This is a genomic window from Streptomyces sp. NPDC000151 (genome assembly GCF_040301705.1).
Lineage (GTDB): Bacteria > Actinomycetota > Actinomycetes > Streptomycetales > Streptomycetaceae > Streptomyces.
Window position 1 is genome coordinate 16,525 of the sequence record NZ_JBEPFC010000071.1, and the last position, 19,277, is coordinate 35,801.

The following is a 19,277-nucleotide window of genomic DNA, read 5'->3' on the forward strand; positions in this document are numbered from 1 at the left end:
CGGCAGTCACCCCTCCCGACGCCGAGCCATCAGCGCCGTGTACAGCACCAGCGACGCGCAGAGTCCCACCGCCCAGCCGTAGTCCGCGAGAGGGCGGAGGAAGGGGAGCAGGCCGTCGGCGGGGAAGGGGCCCTTTCCCGGAGCGGAGTACGAGCCGCCGACTGCCAGCAGTCCGCCGACGGCGAAGGCGAGGACGGCGCGCCAGTTCCAGCCGCCTCGGTACCAGTAACGGCCGCCCGGACGGTACAGGTCGGCGAGGTCGAGAACGGTCCGGCGGATGATCCAGTAATCCGCGATGAGGACGCCGGCGACGGTGCCGAGGAGGCCGCCGACCACTCCGAGCCAGGTGAAGATGTACAGCTCGGGCGTGGCGGTGAGCTTCCACGGGAGGACCAGGACGCCGATCACGCCGGTGATCAGCGCGCCGCTGCGGAAGGTGAGGAAGCGCGGGGCGAGGTTGGCCAGGTCGTACGCCGGGGAGACCACGTTGGCCGCGATGTTGACGCTGATCGTCGCGATGAGGACCGTGACGAGGGCGAAGAGCAGGCCGAAGACGTTGTCGGCCTTGCCGGCGAGGGCGACCGGGTCCCAGATCGGCGCGCCGTACACGGCCTGCGAGCCGGAGGTCACCAGCACGGAGAGCAGCGCGAAGGCCGTCATGGTGGTGGGCAGTCCGAGCGTCTGCCCCCAGACCTGGGCCCGCTGTCCGGCCCCGAAGCGCGTGAAATCGGGGATGTTGAGGGACAGCGTCGCCCAGAAGCCGATCATCCCCATCAGGGACGGGAAGAAGACCCGCCAGAAGTCCGGGCCCCAGCCCAGCGTGCCCGGCTGGTCCAGGAGGGGGCCGAGGCCGCCTGCCTTTGCGGCGATCCAGGCGAGGAGGGCCACCGCGCCGATGAGGACGAAGGGAGCCGCCCAGTTCTCGAAGCGGCGCAGGGTCTCCATGCCGCGCGCGATGATGGCGAGTTCGAGCGCCCAGAAGACGGCGAAGCAGAGCCAGAGGGTCCAGGGGTACCCGGCGACGGGCGTCGCCGCGGCCCAGCCGCCGCCGAAGATCTTGCCGAGCAGGATGTAGATGCCCTGGCCGCCGATCCAGGTCTGGATGCCGAACCAGCAGCAGGCGACGGCGGCCCGTACGAGGGCGGGGAGGTTCGCACCGCGCAGCCCGAAGGACGCGCGGGCGAGGACCGGGAAGGGGATGCCGTACTTGGGTCCCGCATGACCGGTGAGCAGCATCGGCAGCAGGACGATGACGTTGGCGAGGGCGATGGTGAACACGGCCTGTCTCCAGTCCATGCCCAGCGCGACCAGGCCGGAGGCCAGCGTCCAGGAGGGGATGTTGTGGGCCATGCCGACCCAGAGGGCGGCGAAGTTGTACGTGGTCCAGTGCCGGTCGGCGGCCGGTACGGGGCGCAGATCGGCGTTGGCGAAGCGGCCGTCGGCGGGTATCGCGTCCGGCGGCAGCTCGATGCGGCCGTCCGGGTCCGGGTGGCCGTCGTCCCGGCTGTCCGCCGACGCCGTGGGCGTGTTCACTCCGCCGCCAGCACCGGGATGACGTGCTCGCCGTACGCGTCGATCGTGGCTTCCTTCGCGTCGTGCATCGCGTAGAGGGCGAATTGGTCGACGCCCAACGCGCGCAGGGCACGGAGCTTGTCGAGGTGCGCCTCGGGTGGGCCGAGGAGGCAGAAGCGGTCGACGATCTCGTCGGGGACGAAGGCGGTGTCGGGGTTGTCGGCGCGGCCGTGGTGCGCGTAGTCGTAGCCCTCGCGGGTCTTGATGTACGCGGTCAGCTCCTCGGGGACCATGCCGGAGTGCTCGCCGTACCGGCTCACCAGGTCCGCGACGTGGTTGCCGACCATGCCGCCGAACCACCGGCACTGCTCGCGGGCGTGTGCCAGGTCGCCGCCGACGTACGCGGGCGCCGCCACGCAGATCGTCAGCGCGTCCGGGTCGCGCCCGGCCTCGGTGGCCGCGTTCCGTACCGCCTTGATCATCCACTCGGCCAGGAAGGGGTCGGCGAGCTGGAGGATGAAGCCGTCGGCGAGCCGGCCGGCCATGGCCAGCGCCTTGGGACCGTACGCGGCCATCCAGACGGGCAGCTTCCCGTCGCGGACCCACGGCAGCCGCAGCGGCTTGCCGTCCACGACGGCCTCGCGGCCCTCGGCGAGGTCGCGGATGACGGGGATGGCCTCGCCGAGGCGGGCGAGGGTGTTCGGGCGGCGCCCTGCGACCCGCATCGCCGAGTCGCCGCGGCCGATGCCGCAGACCGTGCGGTTGCCGTACATCTCGTTCAGGGTGGCGAAGGTGGAGGCGGTGACCTCCCAGGTGCGGGTGCCGGGGTTGGTGACCATGGTGCCCACGGTCAGCCGCTCGGTGTGTTCGAGGATGCGGCCGTGGATGACGAAGGGCTCCTGCCAGAGCACGGCGGAGTCGAAGGTCCAGCCGTAGCGGAAGCCCTGCCGTTCGGCGCGGCGCATGAGCCCGACCACGGCCGAGCCGGGCGGGTCGGTCTGCAGGACGACTCCAAAGTCCATCGCTTCAACTCCCTGGTGTAGAGCCGGTGATGACTGACGTCCCGGGTGCGGGCCTTGCGGCCCGGCTCAGGAGAGGTACTGGGAGGTCGCCCGCGGCACGTACTGTCCGTGGCCCGCGCGGCCGGTGAACTCCCGGCGGTCGATGACCAGTTCGCCGCGGGAGAGGACAGTCTCCACCTGACCGGTCACCCGTCGCCCCTCGTACGCGGAGTAGTCCACGTTCATGTGGTGGGTTTCGGCCGACATGACCTGCTCGGCGTGCGGGTCGTAGATGACGATGTCGGCGTCGGCGCCGGGCGTGATCGTGCCCTTCTTCGGATACAGCCCGAACATCCGGGCGGGCGCGGCGCAGGCGATCTCGATCCAGCGGCGGCGGGTGAGGTGGCCGTCCAGTACGGCCTGGTGGAGCAGGTCCATGCGGTTCTCGACGCCGGGCATGCCGTTCGGGATTTTCGAGAAGTCGCCGCGGCCGAGCTCTTTCTGGCCGCGGAAACAGAAGGGGCAGTGGTCGGTGGAGACGACCTGGAGGTCATTGGTGCGCAGGCCGCGCCAGAGCGCCGCCTGGTGTTCGCGCGGCCGCAGCGGAGTACTGCAGACGTATTTCGCGCCCTCGAAATCGGGCTCGGCGAGATTGTCGGTGGAGAGGAAGAGGTACTGCGGGCAGGTCTCGCCGAATACGGGGAGTCCTTTGTCGCGGGCCTGCGTCAGTTCCGCGACGGCTTCCTCGGCGGATACGTGGACGACGTAGAGCGGCGCGCCGGCGACCCTGGCGAGCTGGATCGTACGGTGTGTGGCCTCGGCCTCCAGCAGCGCGCGCCGCACCTCGCCGTGGTAACGCGGATCGGTCCTGCCCTCGGCCAGCGCCTGTTCGACGAGGACGTCGATGGCGATGCCGTTCTCCGCGTGCATCATCACCAGTCCGCCGTTCCCGGCGGCCCGCTGCATGGCGCGCAGGATCTGTCCGTCGTCGCTGTAGAACACCCCCGGATAGGCCGTGAACAATTTGAAGGAGGTCACCCCCTCCGCCACCAGCAGGTCCATTTCCTTGAGGGTGTGCTCGTTCACGTCGGAGAGAATCATGTGGAACGCGTAGTCGACGGCGCATTGCGCGTCGGATTTCGCGTGCCACTGGTCGAGGCCGTCGCGCAGCGATTTCCCGCGGGACTGCACGGCGAAGTCGATGATGGTGGTCGTGCCGCCCCAGGCCGCCGCCCGGGTGCCGGTCTCGAAGGTGTCGCAGGAGGCGGTCCCGCCGAACGGGAAGTCCATGTGCGTGTGCGCGTCCACGCCGCCCGGGATGACGTACTTGCCGGTGGCGTCGATGACCCGGTCGGCCGATTCCGACCAGCCGAGCGCGTATTCCGGGCCGTTCGCGGCCAGCGCGACCACCCGGCCGCCCTCGACCAGCACATCGGCGTGGATCTCGTCGGCGGCGGTGATGACCAGCCCGCCACGGATGACCGTACGACTCACAGTCCTGTCCCCTTCCACCGCCGGCACTCCGGCACTGACCGGAGCGGCAGAAGCAGCCCACGCGCATCGTCGCCCGGGCACCGACCCACCCCTGCCGTCCCTGACACCGCGTCGCGGCCGGTCTACACCCGTAGAACCCGGCCGGATCCACAGACGGTAGAAGCATGACACCCGACCGGGCAATACCGCCGTCGTTGACCCACCGGAACGAGCGGGTTACTCCACCCGGGGATTGCCCGCTCGGGCTTCGACAATCCGTGACGGTCGGCGAGCGATGCGTACGTACGGTCACCGCGGCGGCCGCCGATCCGCCTTCGGTGTGCATACCGGCCCATCTGCGGCAAAGATGGAGGAACACCGTGAGGCGCGAGGAGGCGGCATGGACAAGCAATCGCGGCCCGAGCCCGAGGATCTCACCACTCCGGACCGCAGCCTGCACAGCGGTCCGTCGGCCGACGCCACCCCCGAGGACCTGGTGATGGCCACCGGGCGTGACCTGACGCCCAAGAATCTGGAATGGGCACGCCGCAAACTGGCCACCGAAGGGCAGGCGGCAATGGAGAAGATCCTGCCCTGAGAGCCGTGATGGCCCGCCGGCTGCGCGCCGGCGGGCCGTCCGCGCGTCAGCCGACAGGCCCGGACCGCGGGACCGAACCTCAGCCGACGGGCTCGGGCCGCGGGACCCGGAACGCCGAGGTGCCGATGCCGGTGGGGACCGGCGGGCGCCGGCCGCCGGCCGCGCCGGAGCCGCCGCCGGGCCGCTCCGCCGCGTGGTGCCGGACGAGGTCCGACTCCTTGTAGCGCCGGCAGTCGTAGTGCCACTTGAGGATGCCGGACATCCAGTCGCGCAGCTCCGCGATGTAGGTGTCGAGACCCTTCCTGGCGTCCTCCCCCAGGCCGAAGTCGTCGTAGAGGACCGGCAGTTCGTTCGCCACGATGTGCTCGAACTGGTCCAGTCTGCTGTTCATGAGGTCATCGACGATGCGCAGCCCCGTCGGGTAGTCGACGTCGAAGAAGTTCTGCACGACCAGGATCGCGTTGTGCACCTCGCCCTCGTACTCGATCTCCTTCTGGTACGAGAAGACGTCGTTGAGCAGGCAGGCGTAGTCGATGACGGCGTTCTCCAGGGCGCGCCACGGCCCGCTCTCGTAGATCTCGCCGGGGACGGAATTGCCGTGGCTGATCCGGGACAGGCTCATCGTCATGTCGGAGCCGAAGGTGTGGCGCCGCATCTCGATGTAGTCGACGGGGTCGGGGATGCGGTTCTGCACCATGTTGTCCAGCTCCCAGAGCCAGCTCCTGGTCATCACGCGCACCGCGTCGTGGAAGCGGCGGCGGTTCTCCGCGCTCATCGGGCCCGCCGTGCGCTGCCACAGGTCGGCCAGGCCGCGCTCCAGCGCGTGGGTGGCCGGCGGGGGCGGGGTGCAGTCCAGCGGCATGCAGGCGGCCAGCCGCTCGTCCATCGCCTTGGCCCCGGCCAGGTCGCCGCGGCGCCCGAACACCACGGGGTAGTAGTCGTCGCCGTACGTCCCCCAGGCGAGCCACGCGGAGCTGAGGTCGAGCTCCTCCAGGGTGGCGTCGGGGTCCAGGCCGGCCGAGCAGAGCGGCAGGTCGTAGTCGAGAAGCTTCTCCTCGGTCCACACCTGCGAGCCGGGGATGCCGGGCTGCTCCTCCAGGATGCCCATCCGGTGGGCCCACTCGACGAGGTGCTTCCGGGAGGTGTCCAGGTGCCGGCAGAGCCGGCCGGGCAGCGGCTGCTTGAAGTCCGGCAGCCGGGAGGGGCCGACCTTCTGGAACGGTACGTGTGTGAAGGTGCGGGCGCGGGCGGCCTCGGCGCGCGCCGTGGTCGGCGCCGCCGGCGTGACGTCCAGCGCGGCCAGGCCCAGGGCGCCCAGCGGCAGCGAGAAGAAGCGGCGCGGGGCCGCGGGGGCCGTGCCCTCCCCCGCGCCGTTCATGTACCGGCTGGAGACCATGTGCCATTCCTGGCCGCCGGACTGCCAGTCCTGCAGACCCTTGACGTACGCGAGGACTCTGGCCTGCTCGTCCGGCGCGAGCGCGTACTCCGCGAAGAGCGGCTCCAGTTCGGTGAGCGTGGTGTGCTCGAACTGCTGGAGGCGTGAGGTCAGCAGGTCGTTGACCGCCTCGGCGGCCTCCTGGGTCGAGCAGTCCAGGAACCGCTCGAGGACCAGGATGCCGTTGCTCAGCTCACCCTCGTCCTCGACCTCGCGCTGGTAGGAGAAGATGTCGTTGCGCAGGTGCACGGCGTCGGAGAAGGCGTCGCGCAGCACCCGCAGCGGCCGGGAGGCGGCGACGCGGTCCGGGACCTCGGCCCTGGCCGCGTACTCGATGAGTCCGGCGGACCAGGGCGCGCCGCCGACCTTGCGGCGCATCTCGATGTACTCCACCGGGTTCGCCACCCGGTGGGCGTTGATGTTCGACAGCTCCCAGAGGGATTCGTTGAGCAGGTTGACCGTGCTCTCCGAGAAGCGCTCGCGCCACTTCGGGGACATCGCGGGGACCGTGCGGGCCCACAGGTCGGCGAGGCCGGCCTCCACCGGGTTGGTCGGCTCGGGCATCCCCTCCGCGAGGTCCATCGGCATGAAGGCGGGCAGCCGGTCGAGATACGCCTTGCCGCCCTCGCGGTCACCGGAGCGCTTGAAGGTCTCCAGGAAGTGGTCGTCGAAGAAGAAGACCCAGACATACCAGTCGGTGACCAGGGCGAGGTCGTCGGCGGTGCAGTCGGGGTGGGTGTAGGCGCACAGCAGTGCGTAGTCGTGCGCGTCGAGGTCCCGTTGCTCCCAGATGCCGGACCCCTCGAGCATGTTCATCTCGCGCGCCCATTGCCTGCTGTGCGTGCGGGCCGCTTCGAGGTGTGGGTTCAGGCGTGCCGGATACGGCGTGTAGAAATCCGGCAGGTGGAAGGGTTGTGTCACGGGTCCCCGGCCTTTCTCGACGGTGCCGGGGGGCGGGCATGGCGGGCACCCTTGCGGATGCCCGCGCCCCCCGGCGTGCCTCGGGGGACTACCCAACCGGTGGACCGAAAAGCGGGATACCGGAGTAGTCACCCGGACGAGTGATCGAGAAGTGGCCGTACCGGGGTGTGCCGGCTCAGCGCACGGTGTCAGCGCACGTTGATCGCGGCCCAGGCGGCGTTCACGGCCTGGTACTCGGCGCTGGAGCCACCGTAGAGGTCACTCGCGGCCGAGAGCGTGGCGGTGCGGGCCGCCGCGTAGTTGGTCGTGGACGTCATGTACGTGGTGAGCGCCCGGTACCAGATCTTCTCGACCTTGGCGCGGCCGATCCCGCTGACCGCCTTGCCGTCGTAGGTCGGGCTGTTGTAGCTCACGCCGTTGATGGTCTTGGCGCCGCTGCCCTCGGAGAGCAGGTAGTACCAGTGGTTGGCCGGGCCCGAGGAGTAGTGGACGTCGATCCGGCCCAGGTCCTTGGACCAGGAGTCGCGCGAGGCGCCGTCCTTGCTGGGCTTGTCCATGTAGCGCAGCGGGCTGCCGTCACCGTTGATGTCGATCTTCTCGCCGATGAGGTAGTCGCCCGGGTCGCTGGCGTTCTGCGCGTACCACTCGACGGAGGTGCCGAACATGTCCGAGGTGGCCTCGTTGAGGCCGCCGGACTCGCCGCTGTAGCGCAGCCCCGCGGTGTTGGAGGTGACGCCGTGGCTCATTTCGTGCGCCGCCACGTCCAGCGACGTCAGCGGGTTGGCGTTGCCCGTGCCGTCCCCGTAGGTCATGCAGAAGCAGCTGTCGGACCAGAAGGCGTTGACGTACGCGTTGCCGTAGTGGACGCGCGAGTACGAGGCGACGCCGTCGTTCTTGATGCCGGAGCGGCCCAGCACGTTCTTGTAGAAGTCCCAGGTGGTGGCGGCGCCGTAGTGGGCGTCGACGGCGGCGGACTGGCGGCCGCCGCCCCAGACGTCGTCGGCGTCGTGGAAGAGGGTGCCGGTGCCGGAGGTGCCCTGGTTCAGGTCGTAGGTCCGGTGGCCGCCGCGGGCGCCGTCCTTGAGGTCGTAGCCGGAGCCGGTGGACGTGGTACCGAGGGAGACCGTGCCGTTGTAGTCACCGGTGCCGGTGCCGGTCTCGATGCGCTCGTCGGCGAAGAGCTGCTTGCCGGTGGCCGCGTCGGTGACGACGTGCAGTTCGCTGGGGGTGCCGTCCTTCTGGACGCCCTTGACGACGGTCTCGTAGGCGAGCACGGGCTTGCCGTCGGCGGCCCAGATCACCTTGCGCGGCGCCTGCTTCGCATCGGTCTTCGTGTTCTTCTCGGCCGCCGAGGTCTTCAGCGCGCTCTTCTCGGCGCTCGCCGCGGGCAGTTCGGCCGTGGTGGTCGGCACGGCTATTCGTGCCTTCACCGCCTTGGTGACCTTGCGGTCGCCGTTCTTCTTCTCGTGCACGACGAGGTCGCCGCCGAGGACCGGCAGGCCGTCGTAGGTCCGCTCGTAGCGGGTGTGCACCGTGCCGTCGGCATCCTTGATGACGTCCCGGGCGACCAGCTTCTCCTTGCCGCCGAGGCCGATGGCGCGGGCGGTGGCGGCGGCGCCGGACTGGGCGTCCTTGACGGCAGCGGCGCGCTGGCCGGCCGACAGGGCGACGGCACCGGTCTTCTCGGCGCTCTGGGCGCCGGCCGGGGCGCTCTGTACGCCGAGCACGACCGTGGCCGCCGAAGCGACCAGGGCAGCGGCACGGAGGGCGGACTTACGTCTGTGGGCAGAGCCTCTCACGCGGTCTCCTTGGTACGGGGCCGCGGGGTGGCGGCCCGTCGAGGGGGGTGGACGGCCATGGGTAGCGGCCGCCCGCTCATACGAGTCGTACGGAGTGGTGCGGGTGGTACGAGGCGGTACATGGTCCGCGCGCACACACGGAACCAGCCCCTCCTGTTGTGAACCAGCAGTTGGGACGGACAGAGCGTGCCACTTCCTGACCGTTTCCAACAGATCAGCAACGAGAATTTGACCGCCCGTTATTCGTACAGCGATCACATGCGCAAGCGGGGAGGCCGGATGGTGGCCGCGGCGGGCGGCCACCACCCCTGACCGCGTACGGTCACCAGATGTCGTTGACCCACTCCGGGTGGTCGATGAACGGGTTCCGGTTGTGCTGGTACTTGTCGAAGATGACCTCGTTGCGGTTCTTTTCGAAGTCGTCCGGCGGGTCCTGCTCGCTCCAGGTCTTGAGGACGCTGAGCCGGCCGATGGCGGGGGCCGAGCCGTTGTCGACCTTGTCGTTGGGCTCCAGGTCGGCGAAGCCGTCGTCCCCGTCGTAGCGGACGGCCATGTAGAGGATCATGCGGGCCACGTCGCCCTTGACCGCGTCGCGGGGCTCGAAGGAGTCGCCGTCGGTGTAGTTGCCGGGCGCCTCGCCGACCTCGCTGCCGCCGTTGTCGAAGTCCTTGTTGCCGCGGGTGCTGTTGACCGACACGTCGGCCGGGCGCAGGTGGTGGATGTCGGTGCCGGGCCCGGTGGCGGTGCCGAAGTCGCCGTGCGACTTGGCCCAGACGTGCTCGCGGTTCCACTGGTCGGGGTCGCCGCCGTTGTCGTCCTTGCTCTGCGAGCGGCCGGTGTAGAGCAGGATGACGTTCGCGGAGTTCTTCGGGTCCTGGTCGGTGACCTTCAGGGCGTCCCAGACCTGGCTGTAGCTGAGTTTGCTGACGCCGGAGCTGATGATCGTGTGCAGCGCGGACTTGAGCGCGGGACCGGTCTTGCCGAGCGCGTCCTTGTAGTACGTGTCGTCGTACGTGGTGGTGTCGTACGCGGTGGCGGTGATGCGGTGCGGAGGGGCGGGCTCGGGGGCCGCGGTGGCCGGTACCTGGACGGCCAGGGCGAGCAGCGCTGTACCTGTGAGTGCCGTGACGATTCTGCGCCGAGTGGCGGTACGGGATATGTCCACGAGTGGTGTCCTCTCCCCCATGCGCGTGGGCCGGCCCGCGCGGATACGTGGGGGAGCGCGGGCCGAGGCCGGCCGACGGTCTGTCGGCCGCAGGCATGCTGCCACTCCGGCATCACCACGGTGTGACCTTTGTGGTGTGAAGGAGTGTCAGGAGTGTGGAGATCTACGGGCGTAGAGCGCCACGCGTCGCTCAAGGGGCGGGCCTGCCGCCCTCTCAAGGGGAGATCTCCGCGAGTTGCGGGAACTGCTGCGATAGCAGCACGCACAGCAGCGAGACCAGTACCGCGGTCACGATCACCCCGAGGCAGCCGAACACGTCCCGCAGCGTGCTCGCGAGCGGGCCGAGGCGGACGCGGAGCGGATGATCGCGCAGCCGGTACGGGCGGCTCCCCCGGGACACACTGGACATGCCTCAGTGTCGCCGGACCCCGCCGCGCCGCCGCTCGTTTTCGGCTCGGCCACGGCGGGGCACGGAGTGCCGCGACCAGGGGGTATGGCCCGGCTTCTCACATATTGATCATGTGCCCCGCGAGCCCGTGCACGGCCTCCTTGACCGCCTCGCCGAGCGTCGGGTGTGCGTGGACGTTGCGGGCCACCTCGTGGACGGTCAGGTCCCACTGCTGAGCCAGCGTCAGTTCCGGTAGCAGTTCGGTGACTTCGGGGCCGATGAGGTGGGCGCCGAGGAGTTCGCCGTAGCGGGCGTCGCTGAGGATCTTCACGAAGCCGACGCTGTCGCCGAGGCCGTGCGCCTTGCCGTTCGCGGTGAACGGGAACTTGGCGACCTGGACGTCGAAGCCCTGCTCCCGGGCCTGCGCCTCGGTCCACCCGAAGCTGGCGATCTGCGGCTGGCAGTACGTCGCGCGCGGGATCATGACGTACTCCAGCTCCATGGTCTCCGCGTCCGCGATCGTCTCGGCGGCGACGATGCCCATGGACTCGGCGGCGTGCGCGAGCATCAGCTTCGCGGTGACGTCGCCGATGGCGAAGAGGTGCGGGACGTTCGTACGGCAGCGGCCGTCGACGTCGATGGCGCCGCGCTCGGTGAGCCGTACGCCGGTGTTCTCCAGGCCGTAGCCCTCGACGCGCGGCTGGAAGCCGATCGCCTGGAGGACCTTGTCGGCCTCCAGGGTCTGCCGCTGCCCGCCGGTGCTGACGTGCACCTTCACGCTGCCGCTACCGTCGTCGTCGATGGCCTCGACGCGGGTGGAGGTGAGGAGGTTGATGCCCAGGCGCTTGTACCGCTTGGCCAGTTCGGCGGAGACCTCGGCGTCCTCCAGCGGGACCAGCCGGTCCAGGAACTCCACGATGGTGACGTCCACGCCGTAGCTGCGCAGTACGTACGCGAACTCCACGCCGATCGCGCCGGCGCCCGCGATGATGATGCTGCGGGGCAGCTCGTCGCTGAGGATCTGCTCCTCGTAGGTCACCACCCGCTCGCTCAGGGAGGTGCCCGGCAGCAGCTTGGTGGTGGCGCCCGCGGCGATGATGCAGTGGTCGAACGTGACGGTCTCGGAGCCGCCGTCGGAGAGCGCGACCTGGAGGGTGTGCGGGTCGGCGAAGGTGCCGCGGCCCTCGTACTGCGTGATCTTGTTCTTCTTCATGAGGTAGTGCACGCCCTTGACGCGCCCGTCCGCGACCTTGCGGCTGCGGGTGTAGGCAGCGCCGTAGTCGAAGGTCACCTCGCCACTGGCCCGGATGCCGAAGGTCTTGGCCTCCTGCGTGAACAGCTGCGCCAGCTCGGCGTTGCGCAGCAGGGCCTTGGAGGGGATGCAGCCCACGTTCAGGCAGACCCCGCCCCAGTACTTCTCCTCGATGACGGCCACGCTGCGGCCGAGCTGGGCCGCGCGGATCGCGGCGACGTAGCCACCGGGGCCCGCGCCGAGGACGACAACGTCAAAGTGTGCACTCATACCGGCAGCGTAGGTCGGTACCGGTCGCGTGCGCAGGGCGTTGGCGGGACGCCGCGTAGGCCGTTGGCGGGGTGCCGCGTAGGCCGTTCGGCGCACCCGCGTCGGGAAAGGGGGAAGCCCCGGCCAGACGGGGGAAGCCGGCCGGGGCTGGTGTGAGGGGCGCGTCCGCGGATACCGCGGGGGCGCCGGAGAGCGAGGTCAGCGGCGGTGCGTCGCCGTCCCTCACTTCCTTTGAATAGTAAACCATCGTTCGCAGTACGGGCGAGCCGGGGGCCCGGTGGGTGGCACCGGGGGCCGGGCGGCGGGCCGCGTCGGGCCGCACGGAGCCGACACGCGGCGCCGCGGGTCCGCCATGATCGGCTTGATCCGTCCGCCGTGGGGCGTGCGCCGGTGACCCTCAGGGTGCCCGCTCCGGGAGCGGGTACGCCCTTGAGCGCCGGGCGCCCCCTGAGGTGCGGGTGTTCACTCCGTCACAGCGGGTCGGCAAACGGGTTCTCGATGGTTGGGGCGTGTTCGAGCGGGAATGACCGCTCCCGTCGGCAGGCCGTGCGTGATCGCACCGGCCACGGTGGAGGGGTCGACGCGCTGACCGTATGCCCTCCGCCACCGTTGAAGGAGGGAGTGAGACCCATGCACGCGAACAGGAACCGCGCCGCACGCGTCGAATACGCGTTGCCGCGGGAGGTCGCGTCGGCCCGCTGGGCCAGGAGGTTGACCAGCGGCTTCCTCGGCCATCCGGAGATGCCCGACGGGGTGTCGGGCCGGGTGGACGAAGCGGTACTCATCGTGTCCGAGCTGGTCACGAACGCGGTGCGGCACGGCAACAGCCGCTGCCGGCTGCGCCTCAGTGCCGCCGCGAGCGGCGTCACCATCGAGGTGCACGACGACAGCCCGCGCACCCCCACCGTCCAGCCGCTCACCGAAGAGGCGGTCGGCGGCCGGGGAATGGCCATCGTGGGACTGCTGTCCCGGCAGTTCGACGTCACCGCGGACCGCGGTGGTGGCAAGACCGTACGGGCGGTCCTCGCGGGCACGTGAACAGTCACGCGCACCGCATCGACCGACGCGCCGCACGGCGCACCAGCGGGGCCGGGACCCCGCCCCGCCTTCCGTACCGGTACGCCTCCGGGTCCGCCGTCCGGACCGGCCGCTCAGCCCGCCTTGCGGCGTGACGCGGTCTTCTTCGCCGGGCTCTTCTTCGCCGCCGCCTTCTTGGCCGAGCCGTCCTGACCGGTGGCCGCGCCCTTCTTCGACGCACCCGTCTTCGCGGCGGTCGTCTTCGCGGCAGTGGCCTTCGATGCGGTCGTCCTCGCGGCGGTCGACTTCTTCGCCGCGGTCTTCTTGCCCGTCGTCTTCGCGGCCGTACGCGCCGGGGCCTTGCGGGCCCTCCGTTCCGCGCCGCCGGTGCCCTCCGCGGCCTCCTCCGCCTCTTCGCCCTCTTCGGAGTCTCCGGAGTCTCCGGACTTACGGCGCAGCCGCGTGACGGAGGCGCCCGTGCCCTCCTCGGCTTCCGCGCCGCCGCCGCGCCCCTCCTGGGCCGCCCGGACGCTGTCCTCCAGGGCCGCCATCAGGTCGATGACCTTGCCGCCGCGCCGGGGGCCCTCCGAGGGCACGGCCGGCTCGCCGCCCTCCAGCTTCGCGGTGACCAGCTCCTCGACCGCGTCCCGGTAGTCGTCGTGCAGCTCGTCCTGGTCCAGCTCGCCGAGCGAGTCCATCAGGGTCTCGGCGAGGGTGAGTTCGTTGTCCCGGATCTGGACGTCCTCCTTGGGCGCGAGGCCGGCCGGGGAGCGGATCTGGTCGGGCCACAGCAGCGCGTGCATCACGATCGCGTCGTCGTGGACGCGCAGCATGGCCAGCGTCTCGCGGTTGCGCAGCGCGACCTTGCCGATGGCCACCTTCTGGTGGTGCACCAGCGCGTCCCGCAGCAGGACGTACGGCTTGGCGGCGGACGGGCCGTTCGCACCGAGGTAGTACGCCTTGTCCATCTGCAGCGGATCGATGCCGGCGGCGTCGACGAACGCGAGGATGGTCAGCGTCTTGGCGGTGGGCAGCGGCAGCTGGGCCAGGTCGGCGTCGGTGAGCGGGACGATCATGTCGGAGGCGGCCTGGTACCCCTTGCCGATCTCGTCCTGGGGCACCTCCTCGCCGTCCAGCTCGCACACCTTGCGGTAGCGGATGCGGCCGCCGTCCTTCTCATGGATCTGGACGAAGGAGACCGCCGAGGCGCTGTCCGTCGCGCTGTACATCTTCACCGGGATGCTGACCAGGCCGAAGGAGATCGACCCGTTCCAGATGGATCTCATGCGTGCGTCCCTTAGCGTTCGATCGTTCGTCCCTTATGTCACGATTCGTGGGACTCTCAGGGTATGCCGATCACCGAGATCGAGGGACGCCGGCTGACGGTCACCCGCCTGGACAAGGTGCTCTACCCGGCCACCGGGACCACGAAGGGCGAGGTGCTGCACTACTACGCGCTGACCGCGGGCGCGATGCTCGCCCACCTCTACGACCGCCCGGTCTCCTTCCTGCGGTACCCGGACGGCCCGGACGGCGAGACGTTCTTCACCAAGAACGTGCCCCCCGGTACGCCCGCCTGGGTGAAGACCGTCGATCTGACGCGCCGGAGCGGCAAGACCGGCCGCCAGGTGGTGCTGCAGGACACCGCGTCCCTGATGTGGGCGGCCAACCTCGTCGTGGAGCTGCACACCCCGCAGTGGCGCAAGGACGAGCCGGGCGTGGCCGACCGGATGGTGCTGGACCTGGACCCCGGCGCGCCGGCCACGATCGTCGACTGCTGCGCGGTCGCCGGGTGGCTGCGCGAGCGGCTGTCGGCCGACGGCCTGCACGTGTACGCCAAGACCTCCGGGTCCAAGGGGCTGCACCTGCTCGTGCCGGTCGAGCCGACGCCGTCGGAGGAGGTCACCGCGTACGCCAAGGACATCGCGGTGGAGGCGGAGCGGGCGCTGCCCGAGCAGGTGGTGCACCGGATGACCAAGGCTCTGCGGCCCGGCAAGGTCTTCATCGACTTCAGCCAGAACAGCGCGGCGAAGACCACGGCGGCCCCGTACACGGTGCGCGCCCGCGCCGAGCCGACCGTCTCCACACCGGTGACCTGGGACGAGATCGCCGGCTGCGCGGACCCGGCGGACCTGCACTTCCTCATCGACGACATCGCGGAGCGCCGCGAACGGTACGGCGACCTGCTCGGCCCGCTGATCAACCTCAACCGGGCGAAGCGGCTGCCGCGCATCAAGCGCTAGGGGGTCGACTCTCGCTCCGTGAGCGCGACTTGACGACTCCTTCTTGTGTCCGCCGCGGCTGCCGCGCAGAATGTGACGGACCATCAGTGTGGTGGCCGGAGTGAGCACGGGGGCTTGCCATGGCGACAGTGGACGTATCCAGGATCGATCGCCGCGTGCGGCGCGAGGTGGAGCGGAGGGGCCTCTTCCTCGTCCCGCTCGCTCCGGAACCCGGCATGCCGGACCACTTCCTCTTCGTCTGTACCGACCCGGACCCGAACGACTGCGGCTTCACCAGGGTGGGGCAGGTGTCCACGACGGGCGGCAACCACGTCGTGTACGCGATGGACGGCCGGCAACGCCGGCCGGCGGTGTCGCTCTCCCAGATCCGCGGCTACTTCCCCACCTGGGAGGACGGGATCATGACCGTCCTCGACGCGTTCGACCGGTGGCAGTGAAGCGCCTGCCGGCGGTCAGTCCAGCCGGGTGAGGTCGGGCCGGAGCCGGTGCCAGGTCGGGTGGCGCAGCCGGCCCGCCGCCGTCCAGCCGGAGTAGCCGACCTCGGCGACCAGCCGCGGCTCCAGCCAGCGCGCGCCCGGCACCTCGACCGGCCCGGCGAACGGCGAGGTGTCGCGCGCGAGGACCTCGAAGTACCGGGCCAGCTCCCGCCGTTCGCGGTCCGAGAGGCCGGAGCCGACCGAGCCCGCGTACCGCAGCCGCCCGCCCGCCTCCTCGATCCCCGCGAGTACCGAACCGGGCAGCCCGGCGATTCCACCGCGCCCCTCCCACCAGCCGCCGATGACGACATCGAGGGTGCGCACGTGTTTGGTCTTGCGCCAGTCGGCGGACCGGACGCCCGGGGTGTAGACGGAGCCGAGCCGCTTGGCGATCACGCCTTCCAGGCCGTTGCGCAGCGTCGTCTCCCACACCTCGGCCCCCTTCCCCACGACGTGCCCCGGGGTCGACCATTCCGGTGCCGCCAGCTCCAGGCCCGCCAGCGCCTCCCTGCGCTCCTCGTACGGGGCCTCCAGCAGCGGCCGCCCGTCCAGGTACAGCACGTCGAAGAGGACCAGGTGGACGGGGTGGTCGGTCAGCAGCCGGGCGGTGCGGCGCGCGTCCGCGACGTTCATACGGCGCTGGAGCCGCCCGAAGTCGGGGCGCCCCTCCGCGTCCAGCACGACGACCTCGCCGTCCAGGACGGCGGACCGGCCGCGCAGCGCGTCGCCGAGGGCCGTGAGCTCGGGGTAGGTCCGGGTGGCGTCGTTGCCCGCGCGGGTGACGAGCCGCACGGACCCGTCGCCCGGTACGTTCGCGAGGCAGCGCACCCCGTCCCACTTCACCTCGTACGCCCAGGCCGGGTCCGGGCCGTCGGCGGGCAGCGGGCCGGGCGTGGCGAGCATGGGCCGCAGGGCGGCCATCGGAGGTATGGCCATACCTCCGATGATCAGCGGTCGGGCCGGCCGGCGCGACCGCTGCTGACGCGAATGCCGGGCCCACCGCCGTGGGAGATCGCGCCGGTGGCCGGGCTCAGCTGCGCTGTGGCTGAGCGCGCAGTTCCCCGCGCCCCTTACGGGGCGCTGCGCGAACCCCCACGGCGATCAGCCGGCCGCCACCCGCAACGCCTCCGCGAGGAGCCCCGCGCCCTCCTCGGCCTCCGCGACGGTCAGCGAGAGCGGGGGCGCGATGCGCAGGGCCGCGCCGTTCAGGCCGCCCTTGCCGATGAGGAGCCCGCGCTCCCGGGCGGCCTCGGTGACGGCCGCGGCGGCCCGCGGCGACGGCTCGTCCGTGCCCGGCTCGACCAGCTCGATGCCGATCATCAGGCCCCGCCCGCGCACCTCGCGCACGATGTCCAGGCCCGCGGCCACCGCCCGCAGCCGCTCGATGAGCAGGCCGCCGACGCGCCGGGCGTTGCCCTGGAGGTCGTGTTCGAGGAGGTAGGTGAGGTTGGCCAGGCCGGCGGCCATGGTGACCGGGCTGCCGCCGAAGGTGGAGATGGAGTTGGCGGAGAGGCAGTTCATCACCTCGGCGCGGGCGACCACGCCGCCGATGGACATGCCGTTGCCGATGCCCTTGGCGAAGGTCAGCATGTCGGGCGGGCCGCTCGCGGCGTGCGCCTGCCAGCCCCAGAAGTGCTCACCCGTACGGCCCCAGCCGGTCTGCACCTCGTCGCTGATCCACAGGATGCCGCGCTCGGCCAGTACCTCTCGGAACGCCGCGTACAGGCCGTCGGGCGGGGCCGTGAAGCCGCCGACACCCTGGATGGGCTCGGCGATCAGCGCGGCCACGCCGCCCGCGGTCTGCTGGAGCATGTCCTTCAGGTCCGCGACGCACGCCTCGATGTACTGGGCGTCCGTGAGGTGCGCGTACGGGCCGCGGCTGCGCACCCCGCCGTGCACCCACAGCGTCTGCAGCGGCGAGAGGCTGGTCGGCGACCAGCTCTGGTTACCGGTGATGCCGACGGCCGAGAAGGACCGGCCGTGGTAGCTGTTGCGCATCGCCAGGATCTGGTTCGAGCGGCGGTACGTGGTCGCCAGCAGCAGGGCCGCGTCGTTGGCCTCCGTACCGGAGGTGGTGAAGAAGACCCGCGCGTCGGGGATGCCGGAGAGCGCCACGATCCGCTCCGCCAGGTCCACCATCGGGCGGGAGAGGTAGAGGGTCGAGGTGTGGATGATGCGTCCGGCCTGCTCGGCGACCGCCTTGGTGACCTCGGGCAGCGCGTGCGCGGTCATCGTGGTGAGGATGCCGCCGAAGAAGTCGAGGTAGCGGTTGCCCTCGGAGTCCCAGACGTGCCGGCCCTCGCCGTGCGTCAGCTCGATGGGGCGGTCGTAGAGCAGGCTCAGCCACTCGGGCAGTACGGAGCGGTGCCGGGCGTGCAGGTGGGCGGCGTCGTCGACGTAGTGGGTCACGGCTGCACCAGCCCCTCGTACGCGTCGGGGCGGCGGTCGCGGTAGAACGCCCACTGCTGCCGGACCTCGTCGATCAGCCCGAAGTCCAGGTCGCGGACGACCAGTTCCTCCTTGCTGTCGCTGGCCACGTCGCCGACGAACTGCCCGCGCGGATCGACGAAGTAGCTGGTGCCGTAGAAGTCGTTGTCGCCGTACTCCTCGACGCCCACGCGGTTGATCGCGGCGACGAAGTACTCGTTGGCGACCGCGGCGGCCGGCTGCTCCAGCTGCCAGAGGTGGGAGGACAGGCCGCGGGAGGTGGCGGAGGGGTTGAAGACGACCTGGGCGCCGTTCAGGCCGAGCTGGCGCCAGCCCTCGGGGAAGTGCCGGTCGTAACAGATGTAGACGCCGACCTTGCCGACCGCGGTGTCGAACACCGGCCAGCCTTTGTTGCCCGGTTTGAAGTAGTACTTCTCCCAGAAGCCCTTGAGCTGCGGGATGTGGTGCTTGCGGTACGTGCCGAGGACCGTGCCGTCGGCGTCGATGACGACCGCGGAGTTGTAGTAGAAGCCGGACTGCTCGACCTCGAAGACCGGGACGACGATCACCATGCCGGTCTCGCGGGCCAGGTCCTGCATCCGGCGGACGGTCGGGCCGTCGGGCACCGGCTCGGCCCAGCGGTAGTGCTCCGGCTCCTGGACCTGGCAGAAGTACGGGGCGTTGAAGACCTCCTGGAAGCCGATCACCTTCGCGCCCTGGGCGGCCGCCGCACGGGCGTGCTCCTCATGCTTGGCGATCATCGACTCGGTGTCGCCCGTCCAGGTCGCCTGCACCAGTGCGGCACGTACAACATCGGCCATGAGCTGCTCCTTTGCCAGGGCGTCAGACAACCGGTTCGCGAGTGCTCTACGCGTGTGGAGGTGACCGTAGGCCGCGTTCCGCACGCTGGCAAGACCATCTCTGCCGCGCCGCGCGGCGGATTCCGTGCCCTGCGGGAACTGCTGTACGAGCCGCTGTGAGCCGTGGTGCGGACGGGTCAGCCGGCGCCGGTGAGGCGGTCGGGCACGCCGGCCGTCCGCAGCGCGTGGACGAGGTCGCGGCAGCGGTGCTCCGACACTTCGGCCGCGGCCTCCAGCAGCATCGGCAGCAGGACCTCCGGGAGGCTCGTGGCCCCCGCGAGGCCGGCCGCCTCCGCCGCGGTTCTCGCCCGGACCATCGCGGCCAGCAGCTCCCGCGCCTCGGCCGTACGGCCCGCCTCCCGCAACGCCAGTGCGGCGACCCCCACCTCCGCGACCGGCCGGGACACGCCCTGCCGCAGCAGGCTCGCGCAGTCCTGGCC

16 protein-coding genes and 1 pseudogene are annotated in these 19,277 nt (G+C 70.8%); 4 read left to right on the forward strand and 13 right to left on the reverse strand.

Features of this window, described 5'->3' with window-relative positions:
• Positions 1 to 6: 6 nt before the first annotated feature.
• The 3 genes from ABT381_RS20450 to hydA all read right to left on the reverse strand — a co-directional run bounded on the left by ABT381_RS20450 (position 7) and on the right by hydA (position 4,007).
• Positions 7 to 1,533, reverse strand: coding sequence for an NCS1 family nucleobase:cation symporter-1 (locus ABT381_RS20450; RefSeq protein WP_351596038.1), 1,527 nt, complete (start codon positions 1,531 to 1,533; stop codon positions 7 to 9).
• Positions 1,530 to 2,534, reverse strand: coding sequence for a TIGR03842 family LLM class F420-dependent oxidoreductase (locus ABT381_RS20455; RefSeq protein WP_351596041.1), 1,005 nt, complete (start codon positions 2,532 to 2,534; stop codon positions 1,530 to 1,532). The genes ABT381_RS20450 and ABT381_RS20455 overlap by 4 nt, the downstream gene beginning before the upstream one ends.
• Before the next feature lie 66 nt (positions 2,535 to 2,600).
• The gene (hydA, locus tag ABT381_RS20460; protein ID WP_351596044.1) at positions 2,601 to 4,007 is read right to left on the reverse strand and encodes a dihydropyrimidinase; all 1,407 of its coding nucleotides are present in this window, start codon (positions 4,005 to 4,007) and stop codon (positions 2,601 to 2,603) included.
• A 379-nt stretch (positions 4,008 to 4,386) separates the two neighbouring features.
• Between hydA and ABT381_RS20465 the strand changes: the two genes are divergently transcribed.
• The gene (locus tag ABT381_RS20465) at positions 4,387 to 4,584 is read left to right on the forward strand and encodes a hypothetical protein (RefSeq protein ID WP_351596047.1); all 198 of its coding nucleotides are present in this window, start codon (positions 4,387 to 4,389) and stop codon (positions 4,582 to 4,584) included.
• 79 nt (positions 4,585 to 4,663) lie between these two features.
• Here ABT381_RS20465 and ABT381_RS20470 read toward each other — a convergent pair whose 3' ends face one another.
• From ABT381_RS20470 to lpdA, 5 genes are all read right to left on the reverse strand, one after another.
• Positions 4,664 to 6,940 carry a terpene synthase family protein gene (locus tag ABT381_RS20470; RefSeq protein ID WP_351596050.1) on the reverse strand — a complete coding sequence of 759 codons (2,277 nt, stop codon included), beginning with the start codon at positions 6,938 to 6,940 and terminating at the stop codon, positions 4,664 to 4,666.
• A gap of 188 nt (positions 6,941 to 7,128) precedes the next feature.
• Positions 7,129 to 8,739, reverse strand: a complete 1,611-nt coding sequence (locus tag ABT381_RS20475; RefSeq protein ID WP_351596052.1) for a M4 family metallopeptidase — start codon at positions 8,737 to 8,739, stop codon at positions 7,129 to 7,131.
• 322 nt (positions 8,740 to 9,061) lie between these two features.
• Complete coding sequence (locus ABT381_RS20480) at positions 9,062 to 9,925, reverse strand: endonuclease I family protein (protein WP_467754600.1); 864 nt, start codon at positions 9,923 to 9,925, stop codon at positions 9,062 to 9,064.
• Between the two features lie 193 nt (positions 9,926 to 10,118).
• A complete protein-coding gene (locus ABT381_RS20485; protein ID WP_351596055.1) occupies positions 10,119 to 10,313 on the reverse strand; it encodes a hypothetical protein in 195 nt (64 codons plus the stop codon).
• A 97-nt stretch (positions 10,314 to 10,410) separates the two neighbouring features.
• Entirely contained in the window at positions 10,411 to 11,814 is a 1,404-nt protein-coding gene (gene lpdA / locus ABT381_RS20490; RefSeq protein WP_351596058.1) for a dihydrolipoyl dehydrogenase, read from the reverse strand.
• A gap of 630 nt (positions 11,815 to 12,444) precedes the next feature.
• On the opposite strand from lpdA, the gene ABT381_RS20495 reads away from it, so the two are divergent.
• Positions 12,445 to 12,852 (forward strand): ATP-binding protein, encoded by a 408-nt coding sequence (locus ABT381_RS20495; RefSeq protein WP_351596061.1) that lies wholly within the window; start codon positions 12,445 to 12,447, stop codon positions 12,850 to 12,852.
• Positions 12,853 to 12,965: 113 nt separating this feature from the next.
• Here the strand turns inward: ABT381_RS20495 and ku are convergent, their stop codons facing one another.
• Entirely contained in the window at positions 12,966 to 14,117 is a 1,152-nt protein-coding gene (ku, locus tag ABT381_RS20500) for a non-homologous end joining protein Ku (protein WP_351596064.1), read from the reverse strand.
• A 63-nt stretch (positions 14,118 to 14,180) separates the two neighbouring features.
• Here ku and ligD (ABT381_RS20505) point away from each other — a divergent pair, with 63 nt between their 5' ends.
• Positions 14,181 to 15,074: a non-homologous end-joining DNA ligase gene (gene ligD / locus ABT381_RS20505; protein ID WP_351596067.1), complete on the forward strand. Its 894-nt coding sequence runs from the start codon at positions 14,181 to 14,183 to the stop codon at positions 15,072 to 15,074.
• Positions 15,075 to 15,202: 128 nt separating this feature from the next.
• Positions 15,203 to 15,511, forward strand: coding sequence for a hypothetical protein (locus tag ABT381_RS20510; protein WP_351596070.1), 309 nt, complete (start codon positions 15,203 to 15,205; stop codon positions 15,509 to 15,511).
• Positions 15,512 to 15,526: 15 nt separating this feature from the next.
• On the opposite strand, the gene ligD (ABT381_RS20515) is transcribed toward ABT381_RS20510, so the two are convergent.
• From ligD (ABT381_RS20515) to ABT381_RS20530, 4 genes and pseudogenes are all read right to left on the reverse strand, one after another.
• Positions 15,527 to 16,486, reverse strand: a complete 960-nt coding sequence (gene ligD, locus ABT381_RS20515; RefSeq protein ID WP_351596073.1) for a non-homologous end-joining DNA ligase — start codon at positions 16,484 to 16,486, stop codon at positions 15,527 to 15,529.
• A 165-nt stretch (positions 16,487 to 16,651) separates the two neighbouring features.
• Positions 16,652 to 17,959 carry an aspartate aminotransferase family protein gene (locus ABT381_RS20520; protein ID WP_351596076.1) on the reverse strand — a complete coding sequence of 436 codons (1,308 nt, stop codon included), beginning with the start codon at positions 17,957 to 17,959 and terminating at the stop codon, positions 16,652 to 16,654.
• The gene (locus tag ABT381_RS20525; RefSeq protein ID WP_351596079.1) at positions 17,956 to 18,798 is read right to left on the reverse strand and encodes a nitrilase-related carbon-nitrogen hydrolase; all 843 of its coding nucleotides are present in this window, start codon (positions 18,796 to 18,798) and stop codon (positions 17,956 to 17,958) included. Before ABT381_RS20525 ends, ABT381_RS20520 begins: the two co-directional genes overlap by 4 nt.
• Positions 18,799 to 18,974: 176 nt before the next feature.
• Positions 18,975 to 19,277: pseudogene (locus tag ABT381_RS20530) on the reverse strand (hypothetical protein); the annotation flags it as partial.